Origin of the sequence: Pseudomonas sp. A214 (genome assembly GCF_900156295.1) — a bacterium.
GTDB classification, from domain to species: Bacteria; Pseudomonadota; Gammaproteobacteria; order Pseudomonadales; family Pseudomonadaceae; genus Aquipseudomonas; species Aquipseudomonas rhizophila.
In genome coordinates this window covers 4,684,795-4,697,381 of record NZ_LT707062.1, presented here as the reverse complement: position 1 = coordinate 4,697,381, position 12,587 = coordinate 4,684,795, and the positions used below count along the sequence as shown (strand labels likewise).

9 protein-coding genes are annotated in these 12,587 nt (G+C 60.9%); 7 read left to right on the top strand and 2 right to left on the bottom strand.

Annotated features, from left to right (window positions below; translation table 11 throughout):
* Positions 1-116: 116 nt before the first annotated feature.
* Positions 117-1,739, top strand: a complete 1,623-nt coding sequence (locus BW979_RS20950; RefSeq protein ID WP_076385516.1) for an acyl-CoA synthetase — start codon at positions 117-119, stop codon at positions 1,737-1,739.
* A 145-nt stretch (positions 1,740-1,884) separates the two neighbouring features.
* Here BW979_RS20950 and BW979_RS20945 read toward each other — a convergent pair whose 3' ends face one another.
* Both BW979_RS20945 and BW979_RS20940 read right to left on the bottom strand, forming a co-directional pair.
* Positions 1,885-2,577 (bottom strand): response regulator, encoded by a 693-nt coding sequence (locus tag BW979_RS20945; RefSeq protein ID WP_047229344.1) that lies wholly within the window; start codon positions 2,575-2,577, stop codon positions 1,885-1,887.
* The gene (locus BW979_RS20940) at positions 2,552-5,944 is read right to left on the bottom strand and encodes an ATP-binding protein (RefSeq protein WP_076385514.1); all 3,393 of its coding nucleotides are present in this window, start codon (positions 5,942-5,944) and stop codon (positions 2,552-2,554) included. Before BW979_RS20940 ends, BW979_RS20945 begins: the two co-directional genes overlap by 26 nt.
* Positions 5,945-6,264: 320 nt before the next feature.
* Here BW979_RS20940 and urtA point away from each other — a divergent pair, with 320 nt between their 5' ends.
* From urtA to fmdA, 6 genes are all read left to right on the top strand, one after another.
* Entirely contained in the window at positions 6,265-7,509 is a 1,245-nt protein-coding gene (urtA, locus tag BW979_RS20935; RefSeq protein ID WP_047229346.1) for an urea ABC transporter substrate-binding protein, read from the top strand.
* Positions 7,510-7,619: 110 nt separating this feature from the next.
* Positions 7,620-8,537 (top strand): urea ABC transporter permease subunit UrtB, encoded by a 918-nt coding sequence (urtB, locus tag BW979_RS20930; RefSeq protein ID WP_047229347.1) that lies wholly within the window; start codon positions 7,620-7,622, stop codon positions 8,535-8,537.
* A 10-nt stretch (positions 8,538-8,547) separates the two neighbouring features.
* Entirely contained in the window at positions 8,548-9,735 is a 1,188-nt protein-coding gene (urtC, locus tag BW979_RS20925; protein ID WP_047229348.1) for an urea ABC transporter permease subunit UrtC, read from the top strand.
* A complete protein-coding gene (urtD, locus tag BW979_RS20920) occupies positions 9,732-10,490 on the top strand; it encodes an urea ABC transporter ATP-binding protein UrtD (RefSeq protein WP_047229349.1) in 759 nt (252 codons plus the stop codon). The genes urtC and urtD overlap by 4 nt, the downstream gene beginning before the upstream one ends.
* A 10-nt stretch (positions 10,491-10,500) precedes the next feature.
* Positions 10,501-11,190, top strand: coding sequence for an urea ABC transporter ATP-binding subunit UrtE (gene urtE, locus BW979_RS20915; protein ID WP_047229350.1), 690 nt, complete (start codon positions 10,501-10,503; stop codon positions 11,188-11,190).
* A 155-nt stretch (positions 11,191-11,345) separates the two neighbouring features.
* The gene (gene fmdA, locus BW979_RS20910; protein WP_076385512.1) at positions 11,346-12,575 is read left to right on the top strand and encodes a formamidase; all 1,230 of its coding nucleotides are present in this window, start codon (positions 11,346-11,348) and stop codon (positions 12,573-12,575) included.
* The last annotated feature ends 12 nt before the right edge of the window (positions 12,576-12,587 follow it).

Sequence of the window (12,587 nt, the reverse complement as noted above, 5' to 3'; positions counted from 1 at the left end):
GTTGCACTGATGCAGCGTCCCAGGGGCGTGATGTACACCTGAGCAGAGCCAACAATCAGCCATTGGAAGTATCCAGCCGTGCTACGCGGCTGGGAACTTCCTCACAGGAATATCTTATGTCGATTTTCGAAACGGGCCTGGCGCCCTCGCCAGTCAACTATGTCGCGCTCTCGCCACTGAGCTTCATTGAGCGCACGGCCTCGGTCTACGGTGAGTATCCGGCGGTGATCCACGGCGCGGTACGGCGCAACTGGCAACAGACTTATGAGCGCTGCCGACGCCTGGCCGGCGCGCTCAACGGGCGGGGTATCGGCAAGGGCGATACGGTCGCGGTGATGCTGCCCAACATCCCGGCCATGCTCGAAGCGCACTTCGCTGTGCCAATGATTGGTGCAGTCCTCAACACCCTCAATGTACGGCTGGATGCGCCAGCCATTGCCTTCATGCTGGAACACGGTGAAGCCAGGGTGTTGATCACCGACCGTGAATTCCACGGGGTGATCTGTGAAGCTTTGAGCCTGCTGTCCAATCCTCCCCTGGTGGTCGATGTGGACGACCCGGAGTATGGCGAAGGCCAAGCGCTCAGCAATCTGGACTATGAAGCCTTCCTCGCTGAAGGCGACCCGCAATTCGCCTGGCAATGGCCTGAGGACGAGTGGCAAGCCATCGCCCTCAACTACACGTCCGGCACCACCGGCAACCCGAAAGGCGTGATTTACCACCACCGTGGTGCCTATCTCAATTCACTGGGCAATCAGATGACCTGGGCGATGGGCAACCATCCGGTGTACCTCTGGACTCTGCCGATGTTCCATTGCAATGGCTGGTGCTTCCCGTGGACCGTCACCGCATTGGCCGGTACTCATGTGTTTTTGCGCCGCGTGGACCCGGAAAAAATTCTCACCCTGATCAACCAGCATCAGGTCAGCCACCTGTGCGGTGCGCCCATTGTGCTCAACGCGCTGGTCAACCTGCCAGACTCGGCCAAGGTCGTTTTCGATCACCCGGTCAACGCCATGGTGGCGGGCGCCGCGCCGCCGGCCAAGGTCATCGGTGCGGTCGAGGAGATGGGCATCAAGATCACCCACGTCTATGGATTGACCGAGGTTTACGGTCCTGTGACTGTTTGTGCCTGGCACGCGCAATGGGATGAGCGCCCGCTCGACGAACGGGCGAAGATCAAGTCACGCCAAGGCGTGCGCTACCCGACCCTGGAGGGCCTGATGGTTGCCGATCCGCAGACCATGGAGCCGGTGCCTTGCGATGAGATCAGCGTTGGCGAAATTTTCATGCGCGGCAACACAGTGATGAAAGGCTATCTGAAGAACCCCGATGCCACCCGTGAGGCGTTCAGGGGCGGCTGGTTTCACACCGGCGACTTGGCGGTTCGTCACCCGGACGGCTATGTCGAAATCAAGGATCGGCTCAAGGACATAATCATCTCGGGAGGAGAGAACATTTCCACCATCGAGGTTGAGGACGTTTTGTATCGTCACCCGGCGGTACTGGAAGCTGCGGTGGTCGCCCGTCCGGACGAAAAATGGGGTGAAACTCCGTGTGCCTTCATCACTCTCAAAGCTGACTGCCAGGACACTCGGGAAGCCGAGATCATTCGCTTCTGTCGTGAGCATCTGGCAGGGTTCAAACTCCCGAAAACCGTCGTGTTCAGCGAGTTGCCGAAAACTTCGACGGGCAAAATCCAGAAGTACGTACTGCGCGGCTGGGCCAAGGCACTCTGAAAGGAACCCGCTTGACCGATAAGCCGTCGGCACATCATCAAAGACATTGCCGCGATACAAACGTAATTTGGCGAGAGCCGTTTCCAACGTTCCTGCTTCATCCACCAGCTAGTGCTCATCCAGCAATACGTCTGGTTATCGCGGCTTACCTTGAAACACTGTTGCGAGAATCGGTCATGGCCGACAAGGCCACGGAGGTCGCTGCTGTGCGCGTTTCTACACCTAACTTCACATACACATGCTCCAGATGTTTGTTCACGGTGCGTGGGCTCAGATCAAGAATGGTGCCGATGTCGCGGTTGGTCTTGCCGCAGGCCACCCAGCGCAGAACCTCGACTTCCCGACCGGTGAGCTGAAAGCGTGCCGACAGCACCCTCTGCGCCGGCTCGTCGTCCAGGCTCGGCGCGGCTGGCTGTGACGCCGCTCGGGCCGACAGCAGGATGCGCGAGGTGCGCAGGTGTGCGGCGACCCGGGCCAGCACTTCGTCGGTCTGGATCGGCTTGGTCACGTAGTCGCTGCCACCGACTTCAAAGCCCTGGACCACATGCCTGCTTTCCGTCAGCGCGGTCATGAACAGCACCGGAATATCGGCGTTGGCCGGTTGCTCCTTGATCCGCCGGCAGGTCTCGAAACCGTCCAGGCCCGGCATCATCGCATCCAGCAGGATCAGGTCCGGACGCCGGCGTTCGATGCGGTTCAGGGCGCTGAGCCCGTCGAGGGCCACCAGGACCATGTAGCCGGCATCGTTGAGGGCGTCGGAGAGCATGGCGAGGTTGTCCGGGGTGTCGTCCACAATCAGCACGACACCGGGTTCAGCGACTGTGGTCAATACATTCATCTTCTGCCTCCTTGAGGGCGCGGTTGATTTCGTCCAGGCGAAAGTTTTTCAGCAGCTTGCGTAGGGAACTGATGAAAGGGGCGGTGGCTGGCGTCTCGGCCTGGATGGCGTCAAGTTTTTCGTGCAGACCGCGTACGTAGCCAATGGCGCTGAGTTCGCCGAGGGCGATGAGGTCAGGCTGTGAGGGCAATACCCCCGGTACGGGGAATGTCGCAGGGGCTGGTTTTTCGCGGCGCAGCCAGTGCAGGTCGAGTTGCTGCTGGATCCGTTCGAGCAGCTCCGGGGTGTTTACCGGCTTGGCAAGGTAGTCGTTGCAGGCACTGGCCAGGCTGCGCTCGCGCTCGTCGTTAAAGGCATTGGCCGATATCACGATGATCGGTGCTGTGGACAACGCATTGCGGCGGATCAGTCGGCTGGTTTCCCAGCCATCCATCGTCGGCATCGACAGGTCCATGAGGATCAGGTCCGGCCCCCGCAGGGCGACCTGGCGAATCGCTTCCTGGCCGTTGCTGGCCTGGATCACTTCAAAGCCCAGGGGCGTAAGCATGCCGCTGAGGACCTTGCGATGGTCCACATGGTCGTCCACTACCAGCACCAGACGCCGCGGCCCCTGGTAGCCGATGATGTCGTGTTCGACATGGATCACCGCTTGCGGCACCCGTACTTGCGAGAGAAACAGGCGCACCTGGAAACAGGTGCCCTTGTCCTGCTGACTCTTGACCTGCAACTCGCCGCCCATCAGCGAGGTGAGCATGCGGGTAATGGTCAGGCCCAGGCCAACGCCCTTGTCCTGGCGCATCAGATCACCGCGCTCGAAAGGCTGGAAGATTCGCTCGATGTGCTCGGGGTCGATGCCGATACCCGTGTCGATGATGTCGAAGGTTGCCGTCTCGCGCATGTAACTGACCCGCAGGCAGACCTCGCCGCTGTCGGTGAAGTTGACCGCATTGCCCAACAAGTTAATGAGGATCTGCCGGACGCGCTTTTCGTCGCCCCGCACTACCGCCGGTATCTTGCCGATCAGCTCCAGGCGAAAGCGCAACCCTTTGTCCCGGGCTTGTGGGGTGAACATCAGCTCCAGATCGTGGATCAGTTCCGGGAAGGGGATTTCCGTCGGTTCCAGGCGCAATTTGCCGGCCTCGATCTTGGCTACATCGAGCAGGCCGTCGATCAGCGACAGCAGGTGCGAGCCGCTGCGCAGGATGGTCGCCAGGGCATCCTGATGCTGCTCCGGCATGGCCGCATCGCGCTGCAGGATCTGGGTAAAACCGAGGATGCTGTTCAACGGCGTACGCAGTTCGTGGGACAGTCCGGTGACGTAGCGACTCTTGGCCGCGTTGGCCGCCTCGGAAGCCTCCTTGGCATCTTGCAGGGCCTGGTCGGTCAAGCGGTGGGCTTCGATTTCCTGCATCAACAGCAGGGTCTGGCGGTCCGATTCTTCCTGGGCCACGCGGCGGCTTTCCCGCGTCAGGACCACCCACCAGGCGAGGATGGCCGCCAGTACCGAGAGCGTCAGGAAGGCCTGGAAAAATGCCTGGTACAGCGTCGCCTGGGCTTGCGGCGAGTGGGGCAGCCCCTGGGAGGCCTGGCCATAGATCAGCGCCAGAGCGCCGCTGAGCATCAGGATCAGCGCGAGCAGCAGGCCCAGGTAATGGACTAGCCGGGTGTGCAGGCGTGGCACCGAGGCATTGGGCAACAACCAATGCAACAGCGCTTCGAATTGCGCCGACAGACGCCCGTGGGGTTTGCAGCGATCGCCGCAACGCGCGTCCAGCGAACAGCAAAGCGAGCAGATGGGCGTGCTGTACGCCGGACAGAAAGCCATGTCGGCGGTTTCGAATGGGTTGCTGCACAGGCCGCAGGTGATCTGCGTGCTCGCAGCTACCGGTTGCAGCAGTAACGGATCGCTGGTGCGGGCGATGTAATAGCGGCTACGGGTGGCCCAGGCCAGCAGCGGGGTCATGACCAGCGAGGTGCCGAGGGCGACGAAGGGCGGAGCGGCCTGGGCCAGTGCACCAAATAGACCGAAGTGGGCGAGGACCGACAGCAGCGAGGCAATCAGCATGGAGCCGACGCCCACAGGGTTGATGTCGTAGAGGTGAGCGCGCTTGAACTCGATGTACTTCGGTGACAACCCCAAGGGTTTGTTGATCACCAGGTCGGCGACCACCGAGCCGATCCAGGCGATGGCGATGTTGGCGTAGAGACCGAGCACCTGGTCGATGACGTCGAATACCCCCAACTCCATCAGCATCAGGGCAATGGCCACATTGAACACCAGCCAAACTACGCGGCCGGGGTGACTGTGGGTGACCCGGGCGAAAAAGTTCGACCAAGCCAGGGAGCCGGCGTAGGCGTTGGTCAGGTTGATCTTCATCTGCGAGACGAAGACAAACAGCACCATGGCCGCCAGGGCCCATTCCGGCGAGGCGAACACATAACCGAAGGCCACCAGGTACATCTGGGTCGGTTCCGTAGCGCGCTCGATGGGGATCTCGTGTTGCAGAGCGAGAAACGCCAGGAAGGCGCCAGCGAACATTTTCAGGGCGCCGGGCAGGATCCAGCCGGGGCCGGCGCAGAGCAGGGCGGCCCACCAGCGCTTGCGGTTGGCCGCGGTTTTTTCCGGCAGGAAGCGCAGGTAGTCGACCTGTTCGCCGATCTGCGTCACCAGGGATAGGGCCACGGTACAGGCTGCGCAAAACGCCAGCAGATTGAAGTCGCCGCTGGCATCACGGCCCCGGAAACTGGTCCAGTCGCTGAAGGCCTCGGGGTTTTTCAGCAGCACAAACAGATAGGGCAGCACCAGCAGCACCAGCCACAATGGCTGGGTCCAGAGTTGCAGGCGGCTGATCAGGGTCACCCCATAGGCCACCAGGGGGATCACCAGCACGGAGCAGATCACATAGGCAAAGGCCAATGGGATATGGAAGTACAGCTCCAAGGCCAGGGCCATGATCGCTGCTTCCAGGGCGAAGAACAGAAAGGTGAAGCTGGCATAGATCAGCGAGGTGATGGTCGAGCCGATGTAGCCGAAGCCGGCACCGCGGGTCAACAGGTCCATATCGACGCCATAGCGGGCGGCGTAGTAGCTGACGGGCAGGCCGGTGAGGAAGATGATCAGGCTCACGGCGAGGATCGCCCAGAAGGTGTTGGTGAAGCCGTAGCTCAGGGCCAATACCCCGCCAATCGCCTCCAGGGCCAGGAACGACACCGCGCCCAGGGCGGTGTTGGCGATGCGTAGCTCCGACCACTTGCGGAAGGACTTTGGTGTGTAACGCAGGGCGTAGTCTTCCATGGTTTCGTCGGCGACCCAACTGTTGTAGTCGCGACGGATCTTGGCGATGCGCTGGGTGCCAGGTGGAAGCACGGCGAAAGACTCCTGGGGTCAAGGCGCTCCGTGCCTGTCGGGTGTGCCCGTGGCGGATAGCCGAGCAATTTTCATGCCCTGCACCACGCCGTCTTGCCGCGCCAGCTGTTGCCTGCGCGCGCGTCCGCGCAGTGCCGTTCAGGCGGGGCCTGGGGCGATAGCCTGCGCCGCCTTGGTGCATTTTTCCCTACGTCAAATGACGTATGCGCTTACGTCAGGCTGCGTATACCCGTCACCGATCCGCGCCGCCATGCTGATGCCACCACCGTTGCCGGCCGCCTCAAGGCGAGCTGTCAGCGTCACCGCAGAGGAGTAGCAGCATGGAACCACGATTGATCCGTACTAAAGGCCTGTTGCCGCGCCGCCTGGCTCTGGGGGCGGCGGCCCTGTCGTTATTGGCTGCCAGTGTGTTCAGCCAGGGTGTATGGGCGGACGAGGCCAACAGCACCGGCCTGGCGGTGACCGCCACTGAAGTCACGGTCGGCCAGTTGCACTCGGCCACCGGCACCATGGCGATTTCCGAGACCGGCTCGATCCAGGCCGAACGCCTGGCCATCGAGCAGATCAACGCTTCAGGCGGCATCCTCGGTCGGCAGATCAAGGTGATCCAGGAAGACGGCGCCTCCGACTGGCCGACCTTCGCCGAGAAGGCCAAGAAGCTTTTGGTCAACGACAAGGTGGCAACGGTGTTCGGTTGCTGGACCTCGGCCTCGCGCAAGGCTGTGCTGCCGATTTTCGAGAAAGAAAACGGCCTGCTCTACTACCCGACTTTCTACGAGGGGCTGGAGCAGTCGAAGAACGTGATCTACACCGGCCAGGAAGCCACCCAGCAAATCCTCGCCAGCCTCGACTGGATCGCCAAGACCAAAGGCGCCAAAACCTTCTACCTGGTGGGGTCGGACTATATCTGGCCACGCACCTCGATGAAGATTGCGCGCAAACACATTGAGAACGTGCTGCACGGCACCGTGGTCGGCGAAGACTACTACCCGCTGGGCAACACCCAGTTCGGCTCGCTGATCAACAAAGTCAAGCTGAAGAAGCCCGACGTTGTGTTCGCCGCCGTGGTAGGTGGCTCCAACGTGGCCTTCTACAAACAACTCAATGCGGCGGGCGTCAATTCGGCCAAGCAGACCTTGCTCACCCTGTCGGTGACCGAGGATGAATTGCTGGGCATCGGCGGCGAAAACATGGCCGGCTTCTACGCCTCGATGAAGTACTTCCAGAGCCTGGACAACCCCAACAACAAAGCCTTCGTCGACGCTTTCAAGGCCAAGTACGGCAAGGATTCGGTGATCGGCGACGTGACCCAGGCCGCGTATCTGGGCCCATGGCTGTGGAAGGCTGCGGTGGAGAAGGCCGGCAGCTTCGATATCGACAAAGTGGTTGCAGCCTCGCCGGGCATCGAGTTGAAAACCGCGCCTGAAGGCTACGTCAAAGTGCATGAAAACCATCACCTGTGGAGCAAGACCCGCATCGGTGAAGTGCAACCCGATGGCCAGTTCAAAGTGGTGTACGAGTCCGATCTGATCGAACCGAATCCGTTTCCTAAAGGCTATCAGTAAGGTCCGGGCCTATCGCGGCAAGCCGACTCCAACACTTTGTAGGAGCTGGCTTGCCGGCGATGGAAGTCCATCGTTTTCCACATCCTCCCTCCAAGCAGGAGTCCATCATCATGGAATGGCTATCGGAATTTGGTGCCATCGCGGCGATGCAGGGGTTCAACGGCTTGTCCGTGTTCTGCGTGCTGCTGTTGATGGCATTGGGGTTGGCGATCATTTTCGGCCAGATGGGGGTCATCAACATGGCCCACGGCGAGTTCCTCACGATCGGCGCCTACACCACCTATGTCTGCTCGAGCCTGACCAGTCATTTCGCTCCGTGGTTTCAACCCTATTATTTTTTCATCGCCATCGCCCTGTCGTTCCTGATGGCCGGGGCCATCGGCTGGCTGGTGGAGTGGGCGATGATCAGTCGGCTCTACAAGCGTCCACTGGACACATTGCTGGCGACCTGGGGGCTGTCCCTGGTGATGCAGCAGACCTTCCGTTCGGTGTTCGGCGCCCGTGAAGTCAGCGCGACGCCGCCGGAGTGGCTGATGGGCTCGTTCAACTTCACTGAGTCCATCGAGATCCCGCGCAACGGTCTGTTCATGATGGCCCTGACCCTGCTGCTCACCGGGGCCATTTTTCTCTTGCTCTACCGCTCACGCTGGGGCCTGCAAGTGCGGGCCACGGTGCAAAACCGACTGATGAGCCGAGCCGTGGGCATCAATACACGCAAGGTCGACCGAATGACCTTTGCCCTCGGTTGTGGTGTCGCGGGGGTGGCCGGCGCGGCCTTTACCACCATCGGCTCCACCGGTCCCACCGCGGGCTCGCAGTACATCGTCGACACCTTCCTGGTGGTGGTCTTCGGCGGCGCACAAAGCCTGTTCGGCACCATTGCGTCGGCGTTCGTCATTGCCCAGACCCAATCGATTTCGGAGTTTTTCCTCAGTGGTTCGATGGCCAAGGTGCTGACCCTGTCCGGGGTGATTCTGATCCTGATGTTGCGCCCTCAAGGGTTGTTCTCCATCAAAGTGCGCAAGTAGAGGCGAGCCAATGAAGCTTTTAGACAAGATGCTGGCGGGCAAGCAGAACCTGTTGGGCGTGGCCCTGTTGGCGCTGCTGATCTTCGTGGTCTTCCCGCTGACCCTGGATGCCTTTCGCCTGAACATGGTGGGCAAGTACCTGACCTATGCCTTCGTCGCTGTCGGCCTGGTGTTATGTTGGGGCTATGGCGGCATTCTCAGCCTCGGGCAAGGGGTGTTCTTCGGCGTCGGCGGCTACTGCATGGCGATGTTTCTCAAGCTCGAAGCCTCCGACCCGCAGAGCACCAAAATCCAGTCGACGCCGGGCATTCCGGATTTCATGGACTGGAACCAGATCACCGAACTGCCGTGGCTCTGGGTGCCGTTCCACAGTTTCAGCTTCACACTGCTAGCGGTGATCCTGGTGCCGGTGGTGCTGGCCTTCATCATTGGCATGGCGCTGTTCAAGCGGCGGGTGGGGGATGTTTATTTCTCTATCGTCAGCCAGGCCATCGCGCTGATTCTCACGGTGCTGATCGTCGGCCAGCAGGGCCTGACCGGCGGGGTCAACGGCATCACCGATCTCAAGACTCTGCTCGGCTGGGACCTGCGCAGCGACAGCGCCAAGCTGCTGCTGTACTTCATCAACGCGGCCTTGTTGTTCGGCTGCATTTTCATCGGCCGTTTCGTCCTCGCGTCGAAGCTCGGGCGGCTGCTGATGGCGATGCGCGATAGAGAGGAACGGGTGCGTTTCTCTGGTTATGACGTAGCCAGTTTCAAGATTTTCGTGTTCTGCATCGCCGCCGCCTTCTCGGCCATTGGCGGCGCCATGTTCGCCTTGCAGGTGGGCTTCATGTCGCCTTCGTTCGTCGGCATCGTGCCGTCCATCGAGATGGTGATCTTTGCCGCTGTCGGCGGGCGCATGTCGCTGCTCGGCGCGGTGTATGGGGCCTTACTGGTGAACTACGGCAAGACCTATTTCTCCGAGTCGTTCCCCGAATTATGGCTGTACCTGATGGGCGGGCTGTTCATTGCCGTGGTCATGTACTTCCCCAATGGCTTGGCCGGACTCTGGGACAGCCATGGCCGCCAGACCCTTGGCCGTCTATTGCGGCGTCCCTCGCAGCAAGCTGCCGTTGCCGAACCCCTGCCAGAGGCGCCGCGCACCGCGCCGCCAGCCTCGGCTCCTGAACGTCCTTCGCTGGAGACGCAGCCATGACCGCCGTGGGTTTTCAAATGAACAAGCCGGTGCTGGTTATCGAGGGGCTGACGGTGTCATTCGACGGTTTCAAGGCCGTGGACAACCTCAACCTGTACATCGACCGCAATGAAGTGCGGGTGGTAATCGGGCCCAACGGCGCAGGCAAGACCACGGTGCTCGACCTGATCTGCGGCAAGACCCGCGCCACCAGCGGCAGCATTCAGTTCGATGGTCAGGAGCTGACCAAGATGCGCGAGTACAACATTGTCCGTGCCGGTGTCGGGCGCAAATTCCAAAACCCGTCGATCTACGAAAACCTCACGGTGTTCGAGAACCTGGAGATGTCCTACCCGGCGGGGCGCAAGGTGTTGGGCGCGTTGTTCTTCAAACGCAGTGCCGCAGTGATTGCCCGGGTTGAAGAGGTGGCGCGGGAGATTTTTCTCGGTGAGCTGTTGCAGCAACAGGCCGACCTGCTGTCCCACGGCCAGAAGCAGTGGCTGGAGATCGGCATGCTGCTGATGCAGAACCCTGACCTGTTGATGCTCGATGAACCCGTCGCCGGGATGAGCGTCAACGAACGCGTCCAGACCGCAGAACTGCTCAAGCGCATCAGCCAGGGACGCTCGGTGCTGGTGATCGAACACGACATGGAATTCGTCAAGAGCATCGCCCATAAGGTCACGGTGCTGCACCAGGGCAAGGTCCTGGCCGAGGGCAGCATGGAGTCGGTGCAGAGCAACCCGAAAGTCATCGAAGTCTATTTAGGCCATTGAGGAAGCAGGCATGTTCAACGTAGACAAGCTGTCCTGTGGTTACGGCCAGAGCCAGATCCTCCACGACCTCGACCTGGCCGTGGCCAAACGCGAAATCGTCGCCGTGATGGGACGCAACGGTATGGGCAAGACCACGCTGTTCAAGAGTTTGATGGGCATCCTTCCGCAGTGGCGGGGGCAGGTCAGCATCGATGGCCAGGAGGTCTCGAACCTGGAAACCCACGAGCGGGTGGAACTCGGCATCGCCTATGTGCCCCAGGGGAGGATGATTTTCCCCAGCATGACGGTGTTGGAAAATATTCAGACCGGCCTGCCAGCATCGGCCCGGGGCCAGGTCCCCGAAGATCTTTATGCGTTGTTTCCGGTGCTTCACGACATGCGCTCGCGCAAGGGCGGCAATCTCTCGGGCGGGCAACAGCAGCAACTGGCCATCGCCCGGGCGCTGGCGACCAATCCCAAGGTGTTGTTGCTCGATGAACCTACCGAAGGCATCCAGCCGTCGATCATCAAGGACATCGCCCGCACTTTGAAAGAGATCCGCAACCTGCGCGACCTGACCATTGTGGTCTCCGAGCAGGTGCTGTCATTCACCCTGGAAATCGCCGACCGCTTCCTGGTGATCGAGAAGGGCCGCTTCGTGATTGAAGAGACCCGGGACAAGGTCGACGAAGCCACCATCAGTCGCTACCTCTCTGTGTAGGTGCGGCCGGGCGGCGCGATGGTTTATCGGCCCCCTTTGTTGCAGCTGGCAAGCCAGCTCCTACAGGGGTACGTCATCCAACGTATTGGCCGATTCGGGCCGCCATTCGAGACTGGTTCCAACGCGGTACACCCCCAATGTTCAGGAGCTTCGCCATGACCGATACCTTGATCAAAGTCGACCTCAACCAGCCCGCCACCGAGAACGAACAGATCCATAACCGCTGGCATCCGGACATTCCCATGGCTTGCTGGGTCAAGCCAGGGGATGACTTTATTCTTGAGACTTACGATTGGACCGCCGGCGCGATCAAGAACAACGACGACGCCTCGGATGTGCGTGACGTCGACCTGTCCACCGTGCACTACCTGTCCGGTCCAGTGGGCGTGCATGGCGCCGAGCCGGGGGATCTGCTGGTGGTCGACCTGTTGGACATCGGTGCCAAGGCCGAATCCATGTGGGGCTTCAACGGTTTCTTCTCGCGGCAGAACGGCGGCGGATTCCTCACGGATCACTTTCCCAGCGCACAGAAAGCCATCTGGGATTTCAAAGGCATGTTCACCAGCTCGCGGCACATTCCCGGGGTCAACTTTGCCGGCCTGATCCACCCCGGATTGATCGGTTGCCTGCCCGACCCGGTAATGCTCGCCGACTGGAACCGCCGTGAGCAGGAGCTGATCGATACCAACCCGACCCGCGTGCCGCCCTTGGCCAACGCCCCGCTGGCCGCCACCGCGCACATGGGCAAGCTCAAAGGCCAGGCCCGGGATGATGCCGCGGCCACCGGCGCACGCACCGTGCCGCCGCGTGAACATGGTGGTAACTGCGATATCAAGGACCTGTCCCGGGGCTCGAAGATTTTCTTCCCGGTCTACGTCAACGGCGCCGGGTTGTCGGTGGGAGACCTGCACTTCAGTCAGGGCGACGGCGAGATCACTTTTTGCGGTGCAATCGAGATGGCCGGCTGGGTGCATATGAAAGTCGAGCTGATCAAGGGCGGCATGGCCAAGTACGCAATCAAGAACCCGGTGTTCAAACCCAGCCCGATTATCCCGACCTACCAGAACTACCTGATCTTTGAAGGTATCTCGGTGGATGAAGCCGGCAAGCAGCACTACCTGGACGTCAATATCGCGTACCGCCAGGCCTGCCTGAATGCGATCAACTACTTGACCAAGTTTGGTTATTCGCCCGCCCAGGGCTATGCACTGTTGGGTTCTGCGCCGGTGCAAGGGCATATCAGCGGCGTGGTCGACATCCCCAACGCCTGCGCGACGCTCTGGTTACCCACCGAAATCTTCGAGTTCGACATCAACCCCAACGCCAACGGCCCCATCAAACACCTCGACGACAGTATCGATCTGCCGATCGCCCCGGACCTGTGAGACACGCCCGAG